Genomic DNA, 25,786 nt, shown 5'->3' with positions numbered 1-25,786 from the left:
GCACATATATAGTTAATGTTACTAAACACATCCCCGAGCTACTAGCCTATCTAATTTAAGATTTAAACCATGATCTAAAACTTTACCAAAAGATTTATGACAAAACGGACATGGGTTAATATTTCCTTCAGCATCAATATAAATCGATTTTTTACCAGACGACATGCACCCTTCTCTCCTCTGATGATATCCTGGATAAATAATAATTGGATAATCCTTGTATGCACTTGTAAAATTATAGGTTAAAAAGAATTTTTCTAATTCTGCAACATGGTTCTCGTTTAATAAAACATCTTTACTGTTATAATGTCCAACGGGTTTTGGCTCTAAAAACTGAACAAACATAACACCGAATGATTTTGCTGTTTGCATATATTGTTCTAAACTGGAATCGGTCATAAATTCCTTTGTAACACAAATAGATAATGCCACAATTAATTTTGCATTAATGGCGTTTTTTACAGCTAATTCAACCCAATGGAATGCATCTTTGTGATTTCTAAATTTGTTATGCTTTTCGGGGATATAATGATCTAAGCTTATAATTATACCAGAAACACCAGCCGACTTTAGTTGATTTGCTTTTGATTCACTAAGTGAGAATCCAGAAGTAGTAATCCAAAAATCAGAACCTATTTTTCTAGATTTTACCACCTCAATAATTTTTTTATATTCCAATAAAGGTTCTCCTCCAAGAAAGTGAATATGACCTACACCTAATTCTTGGAGTTTTTCAATAATACCTAATAAATTAATAGTGTGTTTTTTACCTTCATTATTTATATTATTCCAGTCATAACAATGCTCACATTGCAATGGACACCTATTTGTTACTGAAATAAAGACCATATTAAATCTATGAATGCTTTTTTTTAAAGACTTAAAATCATTTAGGTGTGAATATATAAATTGATCAAAATCCTTGGAAAACCAGGCTGGAGTATAAATACCCATATAGTATTTATTATTTAATTTAACCAACTTTCTTATCTTGGGTGTACCCAACACATTCTTTCGTAATGATATGAGATATTTAAGCGCATTTATCCAATCAATGGGGTTAAAATAGCTAGTTGCAATCAATCGCAGTAATCTTAACCGCATACTTATTCTCAAATAGAACAATGGAACACCTGAGATGAACTTACCATTAGAAGTGCTAGAATTGATTATACTTTCGCTGATATTAACACGATTAGAATTATCTATTTTTAAAGTTGCATTATTCATTCCCTCAAAGCAATATATTCACTATTTTGAACATCCATTATAGCGTAATATTCCAATTTAGAAAAATCGGTAAAACTACCTGCCTCCTTGAATACTTTTAAAGATTCAAGATTTGGTTCTCCTTTAAATTCTCTGATATAATTGTAGTATCCTCTGTTTTTTAAAAAAACTGAATGCGAGTCAGTTGTACTAACACTCTTGAGATTATAATTTACAGTTACTTTATCCCCTATTTTTGTTTGCGTTAAGTAAACCTTATCCTCGCTTGAAAGCAGCTTAGTAACCACTTGATTGTTTTGATCTATTGCTTCATCAGGTGATATATAATTTATATTAAGAGGTGCGTTTTTTGAAAAATCAATACTAACATAGTCCACTTCCCAAAACATAAATCCTGTTTCTAATTTTACTCTTAGCTTATCTTTTTTAATAAATTTTGAATCGATGGGGACAACAAGGTTTCTATATGCTAAGGGACCTACTGTATTAATCTCCTTAACTAATTCCCACCCTTTCGCTGTTTCTACATAAACTGATAATGGAATATGTTGTTCATTAATCCATTTCTCACTTTGTTGCTTAGTCTTTTTTTGTTGTTGTGCTTGAAATTCCTGATAATAAGACCCAAACTGTTCATTAAACTTTCCAAATATATAATCTAACCACATGGAGTTCTTCGCAGTTAAATATAATTTAGCATCAGTATTTGTATTTGGTGTTTCAAATTCTATGGTTGCATGCCGTTTGTTATCATCCCATTCTGTTATATTATTAAAAGCATAAGAAACGCCATCTTTAGTATTTAATATGCTTATATTTTGTTCAATATCATCTATGACAACTCTATTAGGCTGTTGAAGATTTGAAAACGTATGTAACCGTCCTGTATCATCCAATAAAACCTCAATAGATTTAGGATGATCTACAACTATTAATTCGAGTAAATCGGTATACTGAATTTCTTTTAACTCATTGGTGACATTTATTGAATAGGCTTGTTTTGAATCATTGTATCTTCCTAAGGGTATATAATCATCTCTTTGCATATTTTCAGTAAGAACACCCGGGTAAAGTTCTCCTACAAATTGATAGGTATCACCTGTTTTAACATAAACAAATGGGCAAGAGCTTTTAGTTGCTAAAATTATAAGAAATATGCCAAAAAGCACCCCAGCTAATCCTAACATTCCTACTGCAAATTCAGCTAGTCCATCTCTCTTATTTAAAGAAACAGAATAAATATCTTCCATTTGAATAGTAACTTCATTTCCAATGTTAGGATATATGGCTTTTTTTAAATTAATGTGAATTTCACTTATTGGGTCTTGCTTTTCCTTTTTAAAACGATTAGTACTATTTTCACTTCTTGCTTTTTTGTATAGGTGTTTTGAACTCAGAGAATCAACTATGCCAGTTAATGCATTATTTTCTTGGTCAATCTTAATTTTGTCCAAATGAAATGTGTTGCCACCAGAATGAACAATGGCATAATACCCCATTCGATTAAAATCGTTTATTTTTATTTCAATATCCTCTTGAGAGGTTGTGAGATCTTTTACTTTATAATACGAACAGCTAATAGACAAATTAATAACTGCTAAAGAAAGTAGTATGGATACGGAAGATTTTAAAAGGTGATTATTTTTTAAAATCTGGAATGGATTAATCCCTTTTTTGGTCACTTTAGATTTCATGATTTCAAAGATTAATTGATTTTTATAAAATATGAAATTCAAAAAAAAAAGGAAATGACTTTAATCAGTATCGATAAAAGAGAGAAAAAATATTAAATCCCTGATAAACAATAACGTTAAGGACTTTGTTGTGAATAAGATAGCTTTGATTTCAAACCAAATGCTTAAGTTGCTTTTTGAAAATCAAACTTGAAAATAAAATCTTCAACGTTTTATGTTGAAGGTTCCACTGACCTCAACGGGTAAATTTTTGAACGTTTTATATACTTTGAAACAAATTTTTAGATTCTACGTTGTATAAAACTAATAGAAAAAATGTAGAATTAATTATATCAACCCTTTGAATTTAATTGTTGTAAAAAATTAGCATATTGGACGTTGTTTGGATATAACTGAACTAATTTTATTAAAATATTTTTAGCTTTCTCTACTTGGTCGTATTTAGAATAATGATACGCTAAGGCGTATAAGATACTTTCATTTTTACCATCAATTTTTAATCCTTTTATTAACGTCTTCTCAGAATTATTCTGATCTTCCTTACTATCATAAAGCAAGCTTAAATTATAATAAACCCTAATATTATCTGGCATTTTTTCAACAGCCTTTTCTAATTGCTCTATAGCTTCATCAGTTCTGTTTAATTCTGCATAAAACAATCCTAGAGAATAATAAGTTGGTCCAAATTCAGGCTCTTGTTTTATAACCGTTTTAAAGGCCTCTTCAGCTTTGCTGTAATCTTTATGGTTATAGTACAAATTGGCTAGCGTAAACCGGGCCTGATTATTAATGTTGTCAATTTCCAAAGCACTTTCATAACCTTCGATTCCTTTCTCAATATTACCTTGTTTTAAGTAGTAATTAGCTCTTTTAATCCGACCTCCAACAAAATCTGAGTTGTTTTTTACATGTATAAAAAATTCTTTCTTTACTTTTTGATAAACAACTTTATAGTCCTCAGGTACCTGCGCTTCATTTAAATTCCCTAACGCATAAAATGCTTTAATTCTCACACTCCGTTTAGGATCTTTTAAAAGCGGTAAAAATGAATTAACATAATCTGTATTATTAATATTACTTAAAACATCTAAAGTTGCCGCCCTAACTAAGGGTGATTCATCATTCAACCATGATAAATACTCATTAATAAAATTTTGTGCATTGTAATTAGATAAGGCTTTAACTGCCGATGCTCTTGCCATGTCCACCTGCGTCGTGTCATTTATAAGCTCTATTAATCCTATATCGGCATGTGGCTGTCCTGTAATTCCAGGAACAAGTTTATCAGAAAAATGTATAGAATCTACTGCTCCAAATAAATTTTTAAATTCTTTCCAAGCCCATGCATCATCTTTATCTTTATGGCATCCTGAGCACGCGTTTGGCGTTCCGTATTTTAAACTTAAATCTGGTCTGGGAACTCTAAAGCTATGGTCACGTCTAAAATCATTTCCCATATAATATCTACCTGTCATATGGCAGTTTATACACATGGCGGCTTCAGTATCCATTTTATGAAAGTGGTGCTCTGGCGTATCATAGTTTTCTTTAATGTGGCACTGCGCACATAAGGTATTACCGTCAAATCGTAATTTTAGAGAATGTGAATCATGGCAATTATTACAAGCAATATTATTCTTGTACATTTTACTTTGAATAAAGGACCCATACACGTAATCTTCATCCAAAATTTGACCGTCTGGATAATAAATAGGTTCTTCTATTAATTGAGGAAAATAGTGGTCCAACATAGTACCCTCAAAATTAAAGACTTCAGAAAATTGTTCCCGTCGCATATGACACCTAGCGCATTGGTCAACTATCTCTTTAGGTGTTGTATTGAGAGTCATTTGCATAGTTCCAGTAGACGTATAGTCTTCTCCTAATCGCTTTACATCTTCTACATGTTGTTTCCCTGGACCGTGGCATGCTTCGCAGTTTACATTAATTATGGCGTACTTCGTGTTGTAACTATGTGTTTCTTGGTCGTAATTCTTTCTTACATTGGTTGAATGGCAATCTGCACACATATTATTCCAGTTTAAACCACCGCGAGACCAATGTAGCCATTCTGAATGGACCACTTTAAAATCTGGGTATAAGTCAAACCATTTGTTTTTAACCGTATCCCAAGCAGTTCTTAAACATTGAAAATGGCCATTTGGAAATTTTACAATATATTGCTGAAGAGGCGTTATTCCAAATGTGTAAACAATCTTGTAATCATGATAATTGCCTTCGGGTCCTTCAGTGTTGACATAAAAATCTGAATCTTTTTTAAAAAAGTGAGAGGTAACACCTTGGCTAGTGAATATTTTGTCATTAAAATCAGCTAACACAGAAAGACTATCCGCTAATTGCATCGCTTTATCATGATGCGACCCTTGCCAATCTTCAAACTCTTGTTCATGGCATTCTTTGCAATTGTTATCTCCTAAAAAATGGCTGTCAGGAATTTCTTTGGTGGATGTAAATACATCATCATTCTGACTTATATATTCTTGTTTAACATCATTCTTACACCCAAAAAGTATAAATAAAATTATTAAAGCAACTAAAAGAATGCGCATATTTTTCGTAATAAAATGAATGATAAAACTACAAATAATAATTAATTTATTTGAAGGAATAAATACCAATATCTTTTGAAATAACCGTATGGTTTTTGTTATCAAATAGTCCAACCAAAAACAACTGACATCAACGCAATTAACCAATCTATTAATTTATTAAAATATAAGTTTTACTTTCTTAGTGATGTCATGTATATATAGTCAATTATCTATATCCAAATGTTGGCGGTAATATAAATCTCATATAAGTTAGGATGAGAATATGAAAATTTTAAGAAAAATTGGAAAATGGCTACTCATTCTCCTAAGTCGCATTATTGGTTTGATTTTAATTATTCTTCTAATTATAAAAATCAACAGTTCTAGGGTTGAAGAGCCATTTCTTGATGAGCATGGGGACATTCTTCCTAATAGTATTACCATGCATGAAGATATGGTGATAAACGGGGCTCCTCAAAGAATAACGATTAGGGGCAAGGATGTAAACAATCCTTTGTTATTGCAGGTGCATGGTGGCCCCTGAAGTCCTATTACTCCGGCAATTTCAAAAATTGTTGGATTTGATCTAGAAGACCTTTTCACGGTGTGCTATTGGGAACAAAGAGGTTCTGGACTTGCTTATAATAATAGTTTACTGGACTCTACCATTTCCTTAAATCAAATCATTGACGATGGTTTGGAAGTTGTAAACCACCTAAAGAAGACATTTAAAAAAGATAAAATACATATTGGGGGAACATCTTGAGGTACAACAGTAAGTGCATTTATGGTTCAGAAAAAACCCGAATTATTCCACGCTTATATTGGTATTGGTAAGATGGCCAACCAACCAATATCAGAACAACTTACGTACGATTTTGTAATGGCAGAGGCCCAAAAACAAAATGATACTATTTCAATAAATCAATTGAAACGTATTGGAAGACCGCCATATCCTAACAAATCAAATGTAGAAATGGCACATACTTGTGATATTCAAGGTATGATTGTTGTAAAATATGCACCACCTCACTTAAACATTGGATTCAATTTTATAAAACAAATGTTATTGGATAACGGCCTTACCTTTAGCGAAAAATTAGCACCAATGATTAATAACCCAGAACAAGTTTACCTAGCATATAAAATATTATGGCCAACTTGCTTTAATGTTAATCTAATGCGCGATATACCTGAATGGAAGGTGCCAGTATATATTCTGCAGGGAGACAACGACCATTTTACTGAAACTACTTTAGCCAAAGCGTGTTTTGATTCAATTAAGGCCCCAAAAAAATGGTATTTATTTGAAAATGCTACTCATCCTGTACAATTTGAATATCCGGAAAAATACCGATCCATTTATATTAATGATATTATGGAAAAATAAACGCTCCTAACAATAAAGAAGTATATAAGACCATATCGGCTCGTATAAAAGAACGAAGAAATACATTTAATTAAAAGCTTGCCTAAACAGCTCGGCAATTAGGTCTCGTACAATGTTAAACGTAAAATTATAAGGCTCCAAAAAATGTCAAGATTACTTCGACACGATGCTATGTAGCGCTTTAGAATTGGCCTCGTCAAAAACCTCATTCACAATTTTGTAGATATCAGGAATCACTGTTCTTGCTAGTTTAGAATTATTATTTAGAAGAACACAAATACCCAAATCGGAATCAGGATAGACCGCAATTTCATTTCTGTAATTGTTAACACTTCCACCATGATGTAACATGGTTTTTTGTTCATCATTTTCTGCGAATTTATGGATCCTCCATCCAAAGCCATAATAAGAACTCGCATGTCCTGGCCATCGCTGGTAATATTTGCTGTGACCTTTAATTTCTACAAATGGATTAAAAGCTTGAACTAGAGCAGATTTTTCTATTAATTCTGAGCGATGACCCAGTAATAATCGCATCCATTTGGCCATATCAAGTGCACTGGCATTGATACCGCCTGCAGCAACGGCATTGTAATAATGATTGTTAAGGTTTAATGTTTTCCATCTATTACGACTTTTAAAATGTGGTAAAGCAACATTTTTGGTATGTTCTAAAGTTTGATAATCCATTGAAATCGTATTCATTTCCAAAGGTTTAAAAAACCTATCGTTCAACAAGGTCCTAATATCTTGATGGGTTGCTTTTTGCATCATCTCACTACTAAGAGCAAACATAGCATTTTGATAGCTATAAAGCTCACCAGGTTTACTAATTGGAGCTACTGCTTTAAAGCGCTTAGCAATTTCGGTTAATGGTAATCCAGCTTCGATAAGATTGGTATAACTATGGTAAGGCGCTCCCGAAGTTTGCGATAAAATATTGGCAAGTGTAATTTTATTGGTATTAATGCTGTCTCCCAATTGAAATTCTGGGATATAATCACTAACTTTATCAGTCCAATCCAATACACCTTCACTTTTTAATCTGGCCGCCAAAACTCCTGCAAACCCTTTAGATAGAGATCCAAGTCGAAATACGGTTTCTTCGTCAATGTTATCATTAAATTTAATATTCCGTTTACCAAACCCCTCAGAGATTACAATAGAATCACCTTTAACAACGCTCACTCCTGCGCCTACAATATCACCTGACGCTATGGCCTTCTTAAAATATACAGCAAGCGCATTATTCAATTTTTGCTGATGCCCTTTATATTTTTTAATCACATTTTGATTCACTGGAGTTTCAACAATTTTATTAGTTGAAACTTCTGTTACTTCATCAGGAGCAGTTACAGATCTAACTACACTTAAGGTGAGTAAAAAAGATGCAAAAATTAAAAAAGTTGGTTTTCTAAAGATTTTGAATCTATGCATGTGTATTATAATGTTTGATTTTTGGTGTAAAGGCACTAATATAGGATGAAATACTTAAATAATCGATAAAAACCATTTTTTTTTAAAATCACTATTGTTTATTTGCATTTTAATGTAGAAGTTGGTTTCAACTTATATTAAAATACATAGCATTCCCCCTATTAATAATTATGTTGTTAAATAATTTATAATGAATGACTTATACTAAAATAATATAATGGGCTAAAAATAGTAAATTAAAGATTTATAGTATCTTTAATTTTATCATAAATTAAAAAATTTGATTTCCTCAATAGGCTAAAATTATTTAAGTAACCATAAAGTTTCATTATGAAACACAATCGCTATTTATATTAATATGAAATACTTAAAAATAAAAATTACTGCATTAACCTCTTTTTGTGTCGACTTTTTTCCAGAGCAAGGTAAAGTTTATGTGGGTGGCAATTCTTTAAATTTTGCAACTCAGTGTAAAATATCTGGAATTAAAGACGTTTCAGTTATTGGTGCCATAGGGAATGATGATTTTGGCACGCTCATAGTACAGCACCTTGATAAAAACCAAATAGACCAATCCCGTATATACCGAATAGATAAGCCGACAGCCTCGAATAAAATATTTATTAATAAAAAAGGAGATCGATATTTTAAAAAGGATAGCTGGAATGGAGGTGCTTTTGATGCTTTTCGTCTAACTGACACTGATTGGAAACAAGTTGAAAAAAGTGACATTATTGCAATGCCTGCTGGAGATCCTAACTTAGAGGATTTATTAAAAAGAAGAAACAATAGTCAAATAGTAGTTATAGATTTTTTGGATTATTTCACTCTTGATGTAATTGAAAATATGATAGAAAAGATCGATATTACTTTTCTTAGTGCAAAAGAAGATATGTTATATGATTTAAAAACACTGGCAGAGGAAAAAGGTAAATTAATTGTCGCTACCCTTGGCGCGAATGGAAGTGTTGCCTTTAACAATAACACATCTTATAGCCATAAAGCCATTGAAGTTGAAGGAATTGTTGACACTACAGGTTGCGGAGACGCATTTCAAGCTGCATTTACCATTGAATTCTTTAAATCGCGAGATATAAATAAAGCTTTAAAAATGGGATCTGTTGCCGCAAGTAAGGTTTTAGCCTACATGGGTGGCGTGGAATAATATTTAAAAATTAGCAACTCAAAGAATCCAAATTCGGTAACTATAAATTAAAGAATAAATATTTTTATTCTGGCCTACTCTGCCTAATATAGAATTACTATTAAATCACATTTTAAAATCATAATAAACAAAACAATCAATAATTAAAGTTGCACTAGTTGTAAGATATTATGGTGAATAAAAAAGTGAGACTCATCCGGTTTTATCTAAACCAACTGAAAACAAAAACCCCACAGTTCATTGGAACTATGGGGTAATAAAATTATTACATTTTTTTTATGTTAAAACTGATATCTTAAACCCAATGCAATATCTAAACCTAAATCGTTATTATCATAACGTTCATCGCCAAAAGCTATTTCTGGTCTAAAGTCTAGTGAAATTAATAACGGGATATCAAAATTATATTCTATCCCTATATCACCAGCAGCAAATACAAAAGTATCAGTGTAATCGTTACCATTGTTAATATTATTGTCATTATACCCATATGATCCTAATCCCCCACCAAGACCAACATACCAATTAAATTGATTTTCTATTGGCATAACCCATTGGTATAAACCAGCAATCTTAAAGCCGTCATAGTTCTTACCATCTCTCCAACCTAAATCCAATTCTAATCTATTACTAGTACTTAAGCGTACCTGATAGGATATTTCTCCTCCAAAACCATCGTTACCACCTAATCGTAAACCTAAAGCATTTTTTGAGATATCTTGGGCATTCATTGTAAAACCTGCTACTAAAAATATTACGGCTGTTACTATTGTTTTTTTCATGTTCTTATTGTTTTATTTAAAATTGATTAATCTATATTTTTGCATTTGAATTTTCTTCTGATTTTGCTCCCATTCTATTTAATGTGTACATAGGTGCAAATACAAGTTTTAAACCTGCAATTTTTCTGTTATCAGAACTGGTTAAACCTTCATTTTCAACCGTGTTTTTTCTTGTGTCGATTGCTTCGTATAACAATTTAATTTCATCCCAATCTTCACGAGAATAATTATCCTTATTAGCCTTAATAGTATCTACAAAATTTTGATACACACTTAAGATGTTATCTTTGTTAATCCAATCAAACTTCATGTCGTCATTATTATAATTTTTTCCAAGAAGAGATCTTCTTAAATTATTTTTAAAAACTACCATGGCTTGATATCGACCTGCTTCTATAACATTTGTTTTATATGTTTCAAACTTTAATGTTGAAGCATCTATGTCATTTTTTAGTGGTTCACTACCTTCAAGGTTATTTAAGTTTTCGTTGGCAGTATATCTATAAGTAGTGTACCCATTTTCAATATTTTTCCAATTTGAATTAGCCTCTGTAAATTCGAGATTAGATACCGAATCTACGTAGCTCGTAAATACTTCCACATTTTCTTTGGCTGCTTCTTGTTTTTCATTCTTACATGATGTAAATAGCAAGCCCAATGAGCAAAATGCAATTGTAATTTTTAATATTTTCATAATTTTTAATGTTTTATTTTTAATGATTTATTGAATTAATTTTTGTTGTTAAATTTTTTTACCACCTATGAGCCTTAAGAGTATTGCTATGACTGCTAGAACTAATAAGATATGTATTAATCCACCTACACTGTAGACAAAAAATCCTAATGCCCAACCAATTACAAGGACTACTGCGATTAAATATAATATGCTTCTCATTTTGTTATGTTTTAAAGGTTAATAATTATTTTGATGTATTAAAAGATTCAACAATATTGTATTTTAAAACCTCTGTAGACCCAAATGAATTTACTACTCGTTTCGCTTCTTTTAAACTTGTTGATATACCTGATGCATGACTATCATTAGTTGTTAGATTCCATGAACAAATTTTATCTTCTTCATTATTATTTGTTAAAGACGGTATTGTTAAAAATGTTGGAATAATGTTCTTTTTAAGAATCTTAGCGTTGTTCTTTAGCATAGCAATTTCTTCATTTACCTCATCTATACTCAGACAAGTCCCTGTAAAAACGCCCAAATCAGTTTCTATAATCCATTTATAACCTTGAGTTGTATTGTTTTCTAAGTTTACTGTCATTGTATTAGTGAATAATTTATTTATTGCTTTATCCTCGGATGCAAACATTAATTTGTTCATGATTTCATAGTCCTATGTATTAATATAAGAATACAACAAAGGTGATGCAGAAAGAAGGGTTTTATGTTACAGTATTTTGGAATAAGATTGTAAAATTTCAATATCTTGTCTTACATCTTTATAAAATGAAGTGATTATAATGTAATACAGCTTTATTTATAGCCTAGGAAACAGGTAAATACACATTAAATATAGCACCAACATTAATTTCGCCTTTGGCAAAAATAAATCCTTGATGATTATCAACAATTTTTTTGCAAATTGAAAGCCCTACACCAGTACCAGAATATTCTTTTTTATTATGAAGTCTACTAAATAATTGGAATATTTGATCTGCATATTTCTGTTCAAAACCAATACCATTATCTTTAAACGTAATTTTATGGTAAAAACTTTTAGATGCTTTTATTAAATCAGGCTCCTCATTTGCTTTCACCTTTGAATAGTTTATTTTAATAATTGGCACCCTTTCTTTCTGGCTGTATTTTAAAGAATTACTCAATAAATTTGAAAATAATTGCTGTATCTGAAATACAATTACCGTTGCTTTCGGCAAGGTATCGCATGTAATTTGGGCTTTTTTTTCTAAAATAATTTCAGCCACATCTTGTTTTGAATTTTCAAAAAGATCATTTAAATCTGAACTAATAAATTCCTTATCAGGCTTATTCGTTCTTGAAAACTGAAGCAAATCATCTATTAATAATCGCATCCTTGTAGCTGCTGATTTAATACGCTCTAAATACTGACGACCAGAATCTGAAAATTTATTGCCTTCCTTTTCTTCTAACCTAGAAATAAAAGTTTGTATTTTCCGCAAAGGTTCCTGCAAATCATGACTAGCTGCATAGTTAAAAGCAGAAAGTTCTTTATTATTGCGTTCGAGTTCTAAATTATGCTCTTCAAGGGCTAAGATACTTTCTATCTCATCAGAAACATCACTGGTATTACCTATTAATCTTTTTTGTCCGTTCCCGCTATAAAAAGATTTTGCATACACTTTTAGATATTTTATCGAACCATTTTTTTGAATAATCCGATAGTTTGTAATGGGCAACTCTTCAAAAGCAATCATTTTATCTAAATCTTCAGTTAATTTTTCCTCATCTTCAGGGTGTACAAATTTTAAAAAATTATCAAAGGTAGCCTCAAAAGATTGTGGTTCTTCACCTAAAAGTCGATACAGATTATCTGAATAAGCAAACTTATTAGAATCTATATGCCAAATCCAATTACCATGTTTACCAATAATTTCAGATTGATTTGTGGATTCCCTAAAGATTAATAATTGGTCGTTTTTTGCTTTTATGTCTTTTAAGTCACTACTAATCTTAGTATAGGCTATAATTATTAATATAAGTGTCACTAGCAAAACTGAATAGAAAAATAAAGGTGTGAATTGTAAATCACTTTGATATTCTCTTTGCCGAATATTAAGTAGTTTGTTTTCTAATTCAAACATAACATTAGACTGACGCCTGATACTGTCTATAATTATTTTTTCTTTAAAATAAAGCGTTTTAAATGCTTCGGTATTTGTTTTATTATTTTTAACAAAAACATTCGTTTTAGAAAAGTTAGAAAAAAGGCTATCGGTTAATATATTTAAAACCTTTAAGTTTTCCTGTTGTTCAGAATTTACTTTTATAAGATTTTTTAACTTTAAAAAAGAAGCATTGACTTTTTCATTGGCATTTAAATAAGGAATTAAATAAGTAGTGTCTTTTGTTGTTATATAATTTCTATATCCACTTTCTGTATCTCTTAAATAAGAAATTAATTGCTCTAATTCAAAATTAACTTTATAGGTTTTAATAACTTCTTCTGTAGAATCTGTCAAATTAAAAATATGTCTATATGTAAAACCTCCTATTAAAAGAATAACAAACAAACTCAATAAAAGAATGACTCTTAAAAATGATGTCGATTGAACTAAATATTTCTTTTTCATTAAAATCGTAATAGAAAGTTGTCCTTATTTAAAGCATTGGTATGATATTGCCAATTAATAGATACCACTTCTGAAAGTACTTTTTTAAGTTTTTTAAAGTCACCCGGTTTCTTTATATAAATATTTGCCCCCAGCACAAACGTTTTTTCAATATCCTCTTCCGAAGCTGATGTAGAATAAATGGCAATGGCAATTCCACACATTTTTTGACTAGCTTTAATTTCTGCTAAACATTCTATTCCGGTTTTTTTTGGCATATTTAAATCAAGAAAAAGGACGTTTGGCATAACCGCTTCATCCTTATTTAAATAATTCATAAGCTCTTCACCATCTTTGAACGTATTCACTTTTATATTGATTTTTAATTCATCAAAAGCATCCGTAAAAAAAAGAATGTCGTCTTCATCATCATCTGCAAGAATTATATGCATGAAATCGGTTTGCATAATCTAGTTCGGTTTTTGCTGGGCAATTTGCCTTCTTTTAAAAATAATCCGTTGAAAAGTAGATGGTGTTATACCCGTTGTGTTTTTAAACTGGGTACTTAAATGTGCAACACTAGAATAATCTAGCTTAAATGCTATTTCTGTTAAATTTAATTCTGTATTTAACAGCAGTTGTTTTGAATATTCAATTTTTTGAATAATCATAAAGTTTTCTATGGACGAATACGTGATTTCTGAAAACAAATTGGAAAGATAACCGTAACTGTGTCCCAATTTTTCAGACAAATACACCGAACTTTTCACGTTCACTTTAGTGTCTTCATTAAAAACCATATCTATTATGATGTCTTTAATTTTTTGAACCAAAATACTCTTCTGGCTTTCTACTATTTCAATACCATATTCGTTTAAAGAAACATTTAACTCAAGGTATTGCTCTGTCGTCAATTTTTTTAAGATCTCGACCTCACCAAAACCTAAAATTTCATAGTCTAAGTTTAGCTTATTAAACTTAGACTCTAATACTTTTTTACTAACGGTATTAAAATCAAATTTTAAGAATAGTTTCATATGAAAATGTGCTAACTTTCATTAAAAGGCTAACGTGTAAATGTAGTGAAGGGTTTGTTATAAACGACTGTTTATTTGTTATTTAAATTGTTTAAAACAAACACTTATCAATTATATCTGTTTCATTTTTCTTATTTTTCTCCATAACTTTAGTCTATTTCTAACAGAACTGTGCAAGTGCTTATCTACAGGCTCACATAATAAAAAACCATAAGCGTTGTATTCCGGCGTATTGTCGAAAATTATTTTTAAGGTCGCCGTAATTGGCAATGCCACAATCATACCTTCAATTCCCCAAAGCATTGAAAACACGATAAGCGATAATATGGCCATAAAAGCATTAATACTCACCTTATATCCGGTTATTTTTGGTGTGATAAATTTACCTTCTAAAAATTGTATAAAGCCAAATATGGCAATGACACCAAAAGCATACTAAGCACTGTCTTTTGTAGCAAGCGCAATTATGGCGGGCAATAGTGACCCAATAATGATACCTATATAAGGTATTAGTAATAAAAACGCCGCTAAAAACCCAAAAAAGAAAGGATTCCCAATACCTAAAAGAAGTAATCCAATACTATTTAAACACCCTACAATTATAATGACCTTAAACAGTCCTAACAAATAATTTTGTTGAATTTTATATACTTTCCTAATCATTCTGTTTAAAAATACCTTTGGCTTATTTCGAAATATTTTATAATAAAAGACCTTAAAAAAGTGTCTGTAATACAAAAAGAAAAACAGATAAATAGGGATTAAAACAAAGTAGTTGAAGAAAAATCCTGATTGGTAGATAAATCCTCCAATCTCATCAAAACGCCTTTTTAAGAGACTTTCAATTCTTAAATCTTTTGTGAATAATGAACTCCTTCTACTTATTCCAAAAGCGTCATAAGTATATTCTATAAAATTATAGTAAAGCGTTGTTAATTTTGCAATATAGATTTCACTGTTAATAATTAAGGCATTAAGTCGAAAATAGATTATTATTCCGAATAATGCCGTTACACACAATATGATTGTTATTGAGCATAAAGACGCAAATAAACGATGGCATCTCCATTTTCTTTCCAGAAATTTTTAGACAGGAAATATCATGATTGCCAATATTGATGTATACAATATAGGCATGATTAACGGCTTTGGTATGTATAAAACGAAAACAATAGCGATAAGTGAAAGTAAGCTAAAAGCACTTTGCATGATGTGGTTTTTTGAATACTTTTTATTAATAAAAAACTGCCTAAACATCAGTTCCATACATAGTTCACTAACCAACTAAACTTAAAATATATAAACTGTATTTACTTTAGGCAGCATAATTTTATTTTCGAATCATTTTAAAGATTTACTTCCAAGAAAACTTATTAGGATAGCTGCAAGACCGAGTCCTATCGTTATATATGAATTGGTATTATCTTGAGTTGTAATATCAAGAGAACCTATACTTAATGAAGCTTCTGGAGTAATCATTGTATAAATTCCGTAAACTAATAGTCCAATACCAACTGCCAATAAAATAACTTTTATATTCTTATTCATAATTTTTATAATAAACCATTTAATTATAAGAGTGTATATCACACCTTGCAACACAAAATTACGGTTGTTACACACTCTTTTTGTTACACAATTCTTAAGAATTATTATAAGATTTTAATGAAATAGGAAGCTTAAATCGTTTAGATATTAAAATGAAAAAAAATTAAAGATTCAAAGCACTCCTATAATTAAAAAGGAAATACTAATATGTTTCGGTATTTAACGACCTCTGCTGTTGCATTGCACTTATTAAAATATCAACTGCATTATTGATTTTGAGATGAACACAGCATATTTTGAACTTCTGTTATAAACAAGAAAAACAACGTCGTAATTACACTAATACTTATAATTCAAATTTTATTTATCTTAGACCAATTAAAATATTTATATTTTAATTTTTAACAGTAATTGGTGTTATATGGATTACAAAAAAATAAAACAAGAGTTTTGGGAAAAGGGGTATGTTATTTTTGAGAATTTTTTTCCTGATGACTTAATGAATCGTTATCAGCGAATTATTCTTGATCATTTTAGATTAAACAGCGATTGGGAACATACTTCTGATTATATTTCTAAATCTGAAAACGAAGTTATTCCATGGTTTCCATATCTAGAAAACAAACCCTATTTTGACGACATCGATAAGAACCATACTTTTAATAAAATCACAAATACCATATTAGATGATAGTTGGGAAAATTTATATTGTATGATGATGTTTTCTAAAGCAGGAAGTAAAGGTCAGGCTTGGCATCAAGATTGTCCACCAGAAAATTCTAAAATGTATAATTTAAATAGATTAGTATATACCCAGGACATTACAGAAGCAACAGGAGGTGAAATTGTAATCATGCCAGAAGCACATAAAGCAGGCGTTTTACCAGTTGGAGTTCCACATGAGGACATTGAAGGTCAAATCGTTTTTCGACCTAAAAAAGGAACCGTTATCTTTTTACACGGTCATTGTTTTCATAGAGTAATGCCTGTAAAAAGTGACAGAGTATCTTCTAATTTCAGAGCTGTTCCTTTAGGGGTTCCCAAAGACATAACAGATATTTGTGTGTATAGAAATATGAGGTATAAATTTTCTACTGCAGAAATAATTGAGGAACGGTTTTAGAAAAAATTTAATTGGTATCATAAACCTTATAGGTTCTAGTCCATTCAATCGATTTTCCAGGTTCAACGTTTATCTCGAAAAATAACTCTGGACTCACAACATGTTTCCATCCCCAAAGGTTGATTTTAGATGTTTTAAAACTTCCTTTTTCACTAATTCCTATGTTATTTTTAGTATTTATGAGCTCCCAAGATGCATCTACTTTTTCATTACCAGAAAGATAGCTGAAAAAGAACTGTTTATTTGGGGTATTATTAAACGTGATTTTATTTGATTCAATCTCAACTTTTTCTTCAGAATTAAAGGTCTTTCTAAACAATTCGGGTTTTAATTGAAATGGGAATTTTAAGATATAATTACTACCTATTAAATCTTTATTAATTGCTAAAAAATTATGAACATATTCGTTTGTTGAAATAAGTTTTTTACCTACATTTTTTAAAACATATGTAATCACAAAACTGCTTTCAAATAATTCAATTTCTTTTTTTAAAATATATGCATACCCATTTACACTTTGAGATGTGCAATCAATAATTATTTTATTAGATTTCTTCTTAACATTAAATATGGCGGGTTGAATATCATAACGTTTAGTAAAATCATATACCGTATCATCTTTTTTTAAAAGTCCAACTCCTATTTTATGAAACCAATCCCCTACTTCTGTTTCATTATAGCCAATAGTCGTTTCGATTCCAAACTCATTATATAAACCTTTTCCGTAATCATTCTCACTTTCAGCATTAAGATCTTCTACCCCAGTTACAAATATATTTTTATATTTCACGGCTGTAATTTTACCCGTCCAATCAAATCTTGAAAGATTGTAATTTTTTAAGGGCATATCGATATGTATTTCAAGCTTGCTATTTCTTAATATATGTGTCATTTTAGTATTTTTTTTATATTGAATAGCAGCAACAAATGGCAGCAGAATAATTAAAAACAGATTGATCGTTTTCATTAAGCTTAGTCTTTAGAGTTTTATTGTACAAAACGATTAGTATCAAATAACAAGAATTAATCAAGTCTCATACTTTATGCATAAAATAGCTCCATCAATGGACACTCACTTGATATAAAAAATTTTATGAAAACTATCTCTTCATAACGTTATTTTCTAGGAACAACAAGTCATTCTTTTCCTTACTTTTAAATTTATTCGCCGCAAGCATGCTAAAGTTCCCAAGTATTATATCGATATCTCCATCGTTATCAAAATCCCCCTTTTCCATTACTAACCAATTTCCACTTTTAGCAGCTCCAGTTGTATAAGGTTTGAAAACGTAATTGGTAGTGTCTTGATTTTCTAAATAGACAAATCCTTCTTCAAGACCATCATCAAAATCTGGAAAAAACGATAATACTGCAAAATCTAAATCGCCATCCATATCAAAATCATCAACCAATACACGCGTTGCTCCATTTATGGGATAAAACCATTCCTCGTTAAACTCATTTTCGCCATTATTAATAAATAGCCTTACGCCGTGATACGGTTTTAAGAATCTAGAATAGTCTGCATTGTCTCCGTTTGCTAAAAGTATGTCCAAATGTCCATCATTATTATAGTCTAACAATGAAAACCAACTTGAACCATATTCTGGTTCCATCATTATTGCCTGTTCTACACTAAACTCTAAGTTATCCCTCTGATAAAAAATATAAATCCCCTCTCTACCCTGCGCAAATAAAGCAACTATATCTTTTTTTCCATCATTATTCATATCTACCACTTCAACTTTTATACTACCTGGAAGCGCTAATAAAGTTCTTTTTTTGAAAACTGAATCTTCTTCTACTAGTAATGAAAGTTCTCCAGTAAGATGTCCAAATTCACAAATAATAATTTCTTTTTCGCCATTCCCATTAAGATCAGTTATTTCTGTATATACCGGCCTATGAAGTTCTTTAAACAACGGTATTACGGTATCTGAATTTACACTATAAATTACACCGCGAGGAACTTCACTTGGATTCATAATTCCTATTTCCGTGGCATAAAGGGTACTATCTACTAAAACGCTTGAAACAATCGGAGAGTTTAATGTTAATTCTATGTTTGATTGTGTTTTTCTGTTATATAACTGACCATAAATATCCCCAACCAATAATTTATTAGTTTTACTATCAAATTTTAGATTTACAATTCCTCCAGCTGGTTTAATATTATTTAAGGTTTCAAAAGAAGATTTAAATTGAGTTAGTTTAGAATTCCGCCCTTTCCTATTCGGTATATTTGGAACACTATCTGGTGCAATACTAATAATATAATTATATAGTTGTCTCCATTTTAAACTATCTATTAATGGCAAATCTGTATACGCATTATTTAATTCTATATATTTTTTTTCTTCATCCGAATATCTTACAAATCCATCTGTATAATGCTTTAAACCCATCCTTTTTTCCATTTCAGGAAGCACCTTGCTTTTCCATAAGGATTTAGGAATATTCATTGGATTAGGTACAATATGACAACTACCACAATACATGTTATAATCATTTTCTAGATTCGCAAGTTTTTCTCCTTGTTTTCTTTCTTCCAAAAATGAAAATATTATAATGACACCTAAAATAATTAGGGCGATTATGACCAATAAAATAATCAGTTTTTTGGTTTCAAACTTAAAAGGTTTTTTTTGCTCCATAAAATCTGTTTTAAAAGTGTATCGACATGTTTTCTACTTACCTACTAAATACTACCATATCTATCTTGAATGAAATTGATTCAAATAAAATTCACAACTTTATTAGAAGGCTAGAAATCATCATTAGAGTTTATATTTATCATAAAAATAATAATATTACATAAACCGTTTTTCTAATTAATAATTAATCCTTTGAAAATTAAATGTCTTGTAATTCAGTATTAGCCCACAAATTACTTACTGATAACTCTACCGCTTTTGCTAAATCTTCTTTTGCCTTTGATGATTTACCTAGGCCTTTATATCCCAATCCTCTTAGTGTATAAGCGCGTGATTTTCTGATGCTTTCACTTTCTTTCTCTCCAAAAATGGCAAAGAAATCATCTGATACCTCCTCATTATTATTTAATATTTTATCTCCTTCTTTGATTAATTCATTAAAAATAGCATGCGCTGCAGTAATATTATTTAACTCTGCAAAACTTAATCCTTTATAATAAGTCATTATGCTAGACTTGTTTGAGGTTTCAGCCTCAGTGGCCATATTATAAAACTCATTTGCTTTTGGCTTATTATTTAAGGCACTGTATGCCTTACCAATAAAATAATTCACTTGAATATTTCTATTTCCAGATCTGGCACTTCCAGCTTCCTCATCAGGAACCTGAGCCATCAAAAAATGATCAAGTGCTTTTTGATACTCTTTTTTGGCCATGTATTTTAATCCTAACGATAGTTGTGCGTCAATAATAACTTCACGAACTCTTGAATTACCTTCACGATAACTAAAGACCTTATCCTTTAAAAGTTGAACTGCTTTATCTGATTTTCCTGCCAAAGTAAGCACCATTATTTGACGAACAAAAGCATCATCACGGTTATTTATTGCTGCTTCATTTCCTTCAAATATTTTTAGCCTCGTTTTAACCGGACTATTATTTAACTCGTAAAGCTTATCTAGTTCAGTATATAAAATAGCATCATTTTTGCTAAGGGCAAGGGCTTTTTCATAATAAGGGATGGCTTTTTGATAGTTATTAAAATGTCTGTAATACCCCCATCCTAAATTACGATATGCCATGGCTAAATCGGGAGTGTTTTTTATAGCTTCTTCCCAATATTCCATAGCTTTTTCGGGTTGTTTATTGTAAAGAATATTACCAAGATAATAATTTGCTTTTCCATCTTTTGGGTTGTTTTCTAAAGCAACATGTAATATTTTAACCGTTTCTAATCGGTATGGAAAACAATAATCTGTAGAAAGACTTTGTGCGCTTTTAAACAGTTTTATAGCCTCATCTTTCTTTCCAAATTTACTTTTAATATATCCCAAGTAATATTGAATAATAGGGTCTTCACCTTTATAGCGTTGCAATACATCTTCTGCTTCTTCTAACATACCTTCATTCAAATAGCCTACAGCCAACTCAAGATAATTTTCATGAAAATTCCTTGCTTTTTTTGTAAATGATGCCAATGCTTTTTCCGCTGCTTCCTTATTTCCTGATGCCTTTGCTATTAAATAAACTTCGTTTAGAATTCTAAAGTCAAGTGGATCTACGTCAACAATTACCGAAAGTGTTTTATTTGCACCATCAAAATCCTCTAATCTTCTTTGAATAGATGCTTTTAAACCAATAGCACGGGTATTTCTAGTATTCGTAGAAAGCGATTCATTTATTTGATGGAGGCCTTTTTCAAAATCTTCTTTAATACATGAAATCTGTGCCAATTCAAAATATGCTGCCGAATAGAAGGCATAATCCCAAGTGGCACGATATAACGTATCAATAGCTTCATCATAAAGCTCTAAAGTTTTTAATGTTAGCCCTTGAAGATATAGGGCTTCTGTGTTTTTTGGTCTAGTATAATCAGTTGTTATTCTTTTTATTGCTGTGGAAAAATATTTTCTTGCCGTTTTGTAATCGCCATTTTTAAGATATTGATTTCCAATTGCCGTGTTCGTGCGACTATTAGTTGGATCACGTTTAATAACTTCCTCGTAATAATCGTTAGGATTTTTATAAAATTGTTCAAGTCTGCTTCCTGTTATATATAACTCTTCCACTGTTTCCATATCTTCAGGTAATGGAGGTCTTTCTACTTCTTTAGGTAATTCTCTTGGTTTTTCCTTTTCGAGAGGCTTATAAGATATGATGCTTTTATTGGTTTTTGTATCAACCATTTCGGTATATAGATCCGAAAGATTAAAATTCCCTTTCAAATCAATCAATTGCGTAAATGCCTTTACTGGAGAAATTTGCACATCCTCTTGAAAAATAATATCTGTCCCATTTTTTAATATAATTCGAGCATTATCCAATTTTTGCGTAGAATGATATCCTATAAAAACGAAATTACCTTCGCGTTTTTCAAGATTAACTGCAGCATCCAAATTGGCATTTTTAAACCCTTCTATGTCCTTTACAGGATACCAATACTGTTTCCATTTTTTAACTTCGTAAGGTTTAATCCATGTGTAATCTGGTTGATTATCTGAATAGGCGCCAACCATAATTTCCACATACGGCCCACTGGTTTCTGTCAACCTTCCTTCTGTAGCTTGCCCTACTGGGCCAGATCCCCATTCCCAGCATTTTGCACCTTTAACAATATTATGATCTCCTATATGTACAGTGCCGGTATTAGTCCCATGGTCGTAGCCTCCCATAAAGTCCTCCTTCAAATCCCATGCAAAAAACGAAGCCGATTGCTTTACATTTTTCCAATAGCTAATATCAACACCTTCAGTAAAATCTTGACCTTTATATTCTTCAGTTGAAAAAGGCCAGTGTGTAAAATCGTTTTTGGAATGAAATGTTGCAAAATCGACACTAGGCGGAAATATTATTTGATAGTCTTCATTGGTATGCGTGGCAACATTTGCCCAATATAAAAATGTATTGGTATATGGGGTTGGATTATATACAGAAATTTCTGCCTCGAAATATGATTTGCCCGGATGTACTGTAACACCTACCGTCCAGCGCATACGATGGCGCGGTTCGGTTTCGCCAATAAATATGGTTTTACTTCCATCTTGGTTTTCCGCCATGCTATAATCCATATCCAGCATGGTCGATGCACGATGATGATGAAATACACACCATTCGATTCCACCCGATGTCCAAGCCCCTGTCATACCAATATTTGAAGGTTTTACTTCATTATTTTTATATATAAAATTATAATCATTGGATTTGTCCGTTGCGTAATACAGTTTTCCGCCCATTCCAGGAGTAATCCCTAATTCAATATATTCGTTTTCAAGCTTTAAGGTTTTCCATTCCTTTGATTCTTTTGTGTTAGAAATAACATCATTTAACGCATACGGATAAATAACTTTTCTAGCGCCCTGATAATTTTCTCCAGTGTAGAAGAAAGGTGCCTTTTCTGATGCTTCTACTTTATACGTTGGAAGCGTCCACATTTCTTCTGTCATTTTAACTTGTGCCGAAAGGCTTGCGCCGATCAAACACATAGAAAAAACAAAACATTTTATTTTTATTACGCCTTTAAAACTCATATTTATCGCTATTAAAAGTTATTCTTTGGAAGAAAATAATACTACTATTTTCTATTTATTTTATTTGTTTTAAATGAACCCGACTCCAAACATGAGATGGATTATACGTTAAAGCCTTTTCGAATTCTATTTTTGCCTTAGTATTATTTTCAAGACCTTGATATGCCAATCCAGCAATATAATGTTCGGTGGCAGCCTGATAATCCTCTGATTGACCTCCTTCAAACTGGGTAAAAAAGGTGCTATTGTCAATTCTTTGCACATATTCTAACATTTTATTAAATAACGCTGTTGAAGCTTTCTTCTGCCCAGTCGCCTTCAATGCTAACCCTTGGTAATATGCGTATTCTGTATCGGCACCTCTGAAAGGAATATTCACAGCTATCGCTTTTTTATAATAGTCTTTAGCTTTATTCTTTTCTCCCATCTTATTATAGGTAATACCTAAAAGATAATTAAATTGTGCCCAACGCGACCGACCAAACCTACCTACAGGATAGTCTACAATCTTCTTAAAATCTGCTTCTGCTTTATCCAATAAATTAGAATTAAGATATTCCATAGCTCTTAGTGTAGAGGCACTCAAATAAGTGTCTTGCATTTCCCGCTCGCCTTCAAGCTGAGGAAAAGTGTTGTTTTCTATAAGATCGATAGATTCCTGATATTTTCCTACTTCTAATGCTCTTGTCGCAAAACGGAGTAGTGTTTCTGTTCGTAAACGCGCAGTCTCATTATTATCTTTTAATAAGTCATATTTTTTCTGTGATGACACTTTATTCTTCTCATATATTTTATCTAGTTCAAAAAGTAGACGAGCATCATTAGGATTATTAGCTACTGCTTTTTCATAACTTTTCATCGCTAAGTTATTAGCCTTTTGTATTTCCTCGTAAGCTAAACCAAGATTACGATGTACGATATAAAATGAATCATCCAGTTCACGAGACAGCTCCCACATCTTAATGGCACGATTTGGCTGTAATTCATAAAGCAAGTTACCAAGGTAATAAGGTGCTTTTGCATCATCAGGATTCACTTTCATGGCGTGCTCAAGCACAACAATCGATTCAGCACGATAAGGAAAACAATAGTCGTGGGGCATAGTTGCTGCCTTTTTATAGTAATTTAGAGACGCCGCGCCATCTCCAAGTAGGTGACTGTAATAACCAAGATAATAATATAACATTGGATAGGTATTATCCGCCGACTCCAATCGTAACAAAACATCTTTAGCTTCTTTAAAAAGTCCACAATTACCATAGCTCGTTGCTAATTCAAGATAGGCTTCAACCTCATTGCGCATGAGTGATATTAAATCGTTAAGTGCGCTAAATTCGTTTGAATCCCCTGTTTCCTTTTGAATAAGATACAATTCATTAAGTGCCCAATGATTAATCAAATCCTTCGAAATAAGCTGCTTAAGAATTTCTTTTGCTGAATTATAGTCACCTGACTTCCTCAATAACATTGTCTTTAATATTAACATATTATTGTTTTCAGCATTTGTTGATAATGCTCTGTCAATATGACCTAAAGCTTTTTCAATATCACCTGCATTACAATTTATTTCTGCGAGTTGGTAATAGGCGGCTGAATGCCATGCCGAACTCCATGTTGCTCTATACAGGTTGTCATAAGCGTCTTGTGTTTTACCTAAGGCGCGCTGTGTGATACCAAGGTAATAAAGTGCTTCTCCATCTTTGGCTCTTGTATAATTCATGGTAATTCTATCGGCAGCCGTTTGGAGGTAAGCTTCTGCTTTTTTCCAATCTTTTGCTTTAATAGCAAGTATTCCTAACTGCGTATTCACCCTGTAATCGTTTGGATCTCTACGCAGCGCCTCCTCGTAATAAGGCATTGGATTAGAGGAATTGTAAAATTGATTAAGCCTAAGACCAATAAGATACAATTCTTCAATGGTTTTAACATCTTTTGGGGCTGCTGGTGGTTCGAGTGATTCAGGCATACCCTCAGAAGGCGGGTGATGATCTCTGGGAACAAAACGCAGTAGTATGGATCCATTGGCATCTAACAATGAAAGAGCTAAATCATCCTCAGTCGTAGTTTCTGATAATTTCATATCAAAAGAAAAAGGTTTATCTGGTCCAACATACGTTATATTTTCATACACTATTTTTCCTTTCGATTCTAATCTCACCATAGCATCTTGAACAGGAGATGTGGCATTTATTCGAATTTTAGCAACACCATCAATTAATTCAAGGTTCAAAGCTCCTCTTTTATTAGCATATTTTAATCCTCCCAATTCTCGAATAGGAAACCATATCATTTTTCCAAATTTTGATTCATACGGTTGAATCCAGCTATAATCTGGTTGATTATCGGTATAGAAACCAGCCATCAACTCAATATATTGGCTG

At 31.4% G+C, this 25,786-nt stretch carries 20 protein-coding genes and 1 pseudogene; 4 read left to right on the top strand and 17 right to left on the bottom strand.

Annotation, left to right across the window (positions count from 1 at the left end):
- Window positions 1-21: 21 nt before the first annotated feature.
- The 3 genes from AC15TD_RS04770 to AC15TD_RS04760 form a co-directional block, all read right to left on the bottom strand.
- The gene (locus AC15TD_RS04770; RefSeq protein WP_484450988.1) at window positions 22-1,230 is read right to left on the bottom strand and encodes a radical SAM/SPASM domain-containing protein; all 1,209 of its coding nucleotides are present in this window, start codon (window positions 1,228-1,230) and stop codon (window positions 22-24) included.
- Window positions 1,227-2,924 carry a hypothetical protein gene (locus AC15TD_RS04765; RefSeq protein WP_484450987.1) on the bottom strand — a complete coding sequence of 566 codons (1,698 nt, stop codon included), beginning with the start codon at window positions 2,922-2,924 and terminating at the stop codon, window positions 1,227-1,229. The genes AC15TD_RS04770 and AC15TD_RS04765 overlap by 4 nt, the downstream gene beginning before the upstream one ends.
- 332 nt (window positions 2,925-3,256) lie before the next feature.
- Complete coding sequence (locus tag AC15TD_RS04760; RefSeq protein ID WP_484450986.1) at window positions 3,257-5,494, bottom strand: tetratricopeptide repeat protein; 2,238 nt, start codon at window positions 5,492-5,494, stop codon at window positions 3,257-3,259.
- 265 nt (window positions 5,495-5,759) lie between these two features.
- Between AC15TD_RS04760 and AC15TD_RS04755 the strand changes: the two genes are divergently transcribed.
- Together AC15TD_RS04755 and AC15TD_RS04750 are read left to right on the top strand one after the other, a co-directional pair.
- Window positions 5,760-6,020 (top strand): hypothetical protein, encoded by a 261-nt coding sequence (locus AC15TD_RS04755; protein ID WP_484450985.1) that lies wholly within the window; start codon window positions 5,760-5,762, stop codon window positions 6,018-6,020.
- Between the two features lie 243 nt (window positions 6,021-6,263).
- Window positions 6,264-6,866, top strand: coding sequence for a hypothetical protein (locus AC15TD_RS04750; RefSeq protein WP_484450984.1), 603 nt, complete (start codon window positions 6,264-6,266; stop codon window positions 6,864-6,866).
- A gap of 153 nt (window positions 6,867-7,019) precedes the next feature.
- On the opposite strand, the gene AC15TD_RS04745 is transcribed toward AC15TD_RS04750, so the two are convergent.
- Window positions 7,020-8,303, bottom strand: coding sequence for a serine hydrolase domain-containing protein (locus tag AC15TD_RS04745; RefSeq protein ID WP_484450983.1), 1,284 nt, complete (start codon window positions 8,301-8,303; stop codon window positions 7,020-7,022).
- Between the two features lie 358 nt (window positions 8,304-8,661).
- Between AC15TD_RS04745 and AC15TD_RS04740 the strand changes: the two genes are divergently transcribed.
- Entirely contained in the window at window positions 8,662-9,468 is an 807-nt protein-coding gene (locus tag AC15TD_RS04740) for a PfkB family carbohydrate kinase (RefSeq protein WP_484450982.1), read from the top strand.
- A 281-nt stretch (window positions 9,469-9,749) separates the two neighbouring features.
- Here the strand turns inward: AC15TD_RS04740 and AC15TD_RS04735 are convergent, their stop codons facing one another.
- From AC15TD_RS04735 to AC15TD_RS04695, 9 genes and pseudogenes are all read right to left on the bottom strand, one after another.
- Window positions 9,750-10,250, bottom strand: a complete 501-nt coding sequence (locus tag AC15TD_RS04735; protein WP_484450981.1) for a hypothetical protein — start codon at window positions 10,248-10,250, stop codon at window positions 9,750-9,752.
- A 31-nt stretch (window positions 10,251-10,281) separates the two neighbouring features.
- Window positions 10,282-10,944, bottom strand: a complete 663-nt coding sequence (locus AC15TD_RS04730) for a hypothetical protein (RefSeq protein WP_484450980.1) — start codon at window positions 10,942-10,944, stop codon at window positions 10,282-10,284.
- A 48-nt stretch (window positions 10,945-10,992) separates the two neighbouring features.
- Window positions 10,993-11,145 carry a lmo0937 family membrane protein gene (locus AC15TD_RS04725; RefSeq protein ID WP_484450979.1) on the bottom strand — a complete coding sequence of 51 codons (153 nt, stop codon included), beginning with the start codon at window positions 11,143-11,145 and terminating at the stop codon, window positions 10,993-10,995.
- A 25-nt stretch (window positions 11,146-11,170) separates the two neighbouring features.
- A complete protein-coding gene (locus tag AC15TD_RS04720) occupies window positions 11,171-11,587 on the bottom strand; it encodes a hypothetical protein (protein WP_484450978.1) in 417 nt (138 codons plus the stop codon).
- A gap of 163 nt (window positions 11,588-11,750) precedes the next feature.
- Window positions 11,751-13,538 (bottom strand): CHASE3 domain-containing protein, encoded by a 1,788-nt coding sequence (locus AC15TD_RS04715; RefSeq protein WP_484450977.1) that lies wholly within the window; start codon window positions 13,536-13,538, stop codon window positions 11,751-11,753.
- On the bottom strand, window positions 13,538-13,984 hold the full coding sequence (locus tag AC15TD_RS04710) for a response regulator (protein WP_484450976.1): 447 nt from the start codon (window positions 13,982-13,984) through the stop codon (window positions 13,538-13,540). The genes AC15TD_RS04715 and AC15TD_RS04710 overlap by 1 nt, the downstream gene beginning before the upstream one ends.
- Before the next feature lie 3 nt (window positions 13,985-13,987).
- On the bottom strand, window positions 13,988-14,554 hold the full coding sequence (locus AC15TD_RS04705; protein ID WP_484450975.1) for a helix-turn-helix domain-containing protein: 567 nt from the start codon (window positions 14,552-14,554) through the stop codon (window positions 13,988-13,990).
- A 111-nt stretch (window positions 14,555-14,665) separates the two neighbouring features.
- Window positions 14,666-15,634, bottom strand: a pseudogene (locus tag AC15TD_RS04700) (AI-2E family transporter).
- A 261-nt stretch (window positions 15,635-15,895) separates the two neighbouring features.
- Window positions 15,896-16,075 (bottom strand): hypothetical protein, encoded by a 180-nt coding sequence (locus AC15TD_RS04695; RefSeq protein WP_484450974.1) that lies wholly within the window; start codon window positions 16,073-16,075, stop codon window positions 15,896-15,898.
- A gap of 448 nt (window positions 16,076-16,523) precedes the next feature.
- Here AC15TD_RS04695 and AC15TD_RS04690 point away from each other — a divergent pair, with 448 nt between their 5' ends.
- Window positions 16,524-17,225, top strand: coding sequence for a phytanoyl-CoA dioxygenase family protein (locus AC15TD_RS04690; RefSeq protein ID WP_484450973.1), 702 nt, complete (start codon window positions 16,524-16,526; stop codon window positions 17,223-17,225).
- Between the two features lie 7 nt (window positions 17,226-17,232).
- Here AC15TD_RS04690 and AC15TD_RS04685 read toward each other — a convergent pair whose 3' ends face one another.
- The 4 genes from AC15TD_RS04685 to AC15TD_RS04670 form a co-directional block, all read right to left on the bottom strand.
- Window positions 17,233-18,192, bottom strand: coding sequence for a hypothetical protein (locus tag AC15TD_RS04685; RefSeq protein ID WP_484450972.1), 960 nt, complete (start codon window positions 18,190-18,192; stop codon window positions 17,233-17,235).
- Between the two features lie 133 nt (window positions 18,193-18,325).
- Window positions 18,326-19,879 carry an FG-GAP repeat domain-containing protein gene (locus AC15TD_RS04680; protein ID WP_484450971.1) on the bottom strand — a complete coding sequence of 518 codons (1,554 nt, stop codon included), beginning with the start codon at window positions 19,877-19,879 and terminating at the stop codon, window positions 18,326-18,328.
- A gap of 199 nt (window positions 19,880-20,078) precedes the next feature.
- Window positions 20,079-23,360 (bottom strand): DUF5107 domain-containing protein, encoded by a 3,282-nt coding sequence (locus tag AC15TD_RS04675; RefSeq protein WP_484450970.1) that lies wholly within the window; start codon window positions 23,358-23,360, stop codon window positions 20,079-20,081.
- 100 nt (window positions 23,361-23,460) lie between these two features.
- The coding region (locus AC15TD_RS04670) for a tetratricopeptide repeat protein (RefSeq protein WP_484450969.1) at window positions 23,461-25,786 on the bottom strand (2,326 nt) is incomplete at its 5' end.

The organism is Yeosuana sp. (assembly GCF_057126245.1).
This window is presented reverse-complemented; position numbering and strand designations above follow the sequence as displayed.

Excerpts from the sequence above, each read along its gene's own strand:
- AC15TD_RS04720 (WP_484450978.1), bottom strand. The coding sequence starts at position 11,587 with ATGAACAAATTAATGTTTGCATCCGAGGATAAAGCAATAAATAAATTA.
- AC15TD_RS04725 (WP_484450979.1), bottom strand. The coding sequence starts at position 11,145 with ATGAGAAGCATATTATATTTAATCGCAGTAGTCCTTGTAATTGGTTGG.
- AC15TD_RS04675 (WP_484450970.1), bottom strand. The coding sequence starts at position 23,360 with ATGTGTTTGATCGGCGCAAGCCTTTCGGCACAAGTTAAAATGACAGAA.
- AC15TD_RS04735 (WP_484450981.1), bottom strand. The coding sequence starts at position 10,250 with ATGAAAAAAACAATAGTAACAGCCGTAATATTTTTAGTAGCAGGTTTT.
- AC15TD_RS04740 (WP_484450982.1), top strand. The coding sequence starts at position 8,662 with ATGAAATACTTAAAAATAAAAATTACTGCATTAACCTCTTTTTGTGTC.
- AC15TD_RS04690 (WP_484450973.1), top strand. The coding sequence starts at position 16,524 with ATGGATTACAAAAAAATAAAACAAGAGTTTTGGGAAAAGGGGTATGTT.
- AC15TD_RS04685 (WP_484450972.1), bottom strand. The coding sequence starts at position 18,192 with ATGAAAACGATCAATCTGTTTTTAATTATTCTGCTGCCATTTGTTGCT.
- AC15TD_RS04755 (WP_484450985.1), top strand. The coding sequence starts at position 5,760 with ATGAAAATTTTAAGAAAAATTGGAAAATGGCTACTCATTCTCCTAAGT.
- AC15TD_RS04730 (WP_484450980.1), bottom strand. The coding sequence starts at position 10,944 with ATGAAAATATTAAAAATTACAATTGCATTTTGCTCATTGGGCTTGCTA.
- AC15TD_RS04770 (WP_484450988.1), bottom strand. The coding sequence starts at position 1,230 with ATGAATAATGCAACTTTAAAAATAGATAATTCTAATCGTGTTAATATC.
- AC15TD_RS04760 (WP_484450986.1), bottom strand. The coding sequence starts at position 5,494 with ATGCGCATTCTTTTAGTTGCTTTAATAATTTTATTTATACTTTTTGGG.
- AC15TD_RS04705 (WP_484450975.1), bottom strand. The coding sequence starts at position 14,554 with ATGAAACTATTCTTAAAATTTGATTTTAATACCGTTAGTAAAAAAGTA.
- AC15TD_RS04765 (WP_484450987.1), bottom strand. The coding sequence starts at position 2,924 with ATGAAATCTAAAGTGACCAAAAAAGGGATTAATCCATTCCAGATTTTA.
- AC15TD_RS04680 (WP_484450971.1), bottom strand. The coding sequence starts at position 19,879 with ATGGAGCAAAAAAAACCTTTTAAGTTTGAAACCAAAAAACTGATTATT.
- AC15TD_RS04745 (WP_484450983.1), bottom strand. The coding sequence starts at position 8,303 with ATGCATAGATTCAAAATCTTTAGAAAACCAACTTTTTTAATTTTTGCA.
- AC15TD_RS04750 (WP_484450984.1), top strand. The coding sequence starts at position 6,264 with ATGGTTCAGAAAAAACCCGAATTATTCCACGCTTATATTGGTATTGGT.
- AC15TD_RS04710 (WP_484450976.1), bottom strand. The coding sequence starts at position 13,984 with ATGCAAACCGATTTCATGCATATAATTCTTGCAGATGATGATGAAGAC.
- AC15TD_RS04715 (WP_484450977.1), bottom strand. The coding sequence starts at position 13,538 with ATGAAAAAGAAATATTTAGTTCAATCGACATCATTTTTAAGAGTCATT.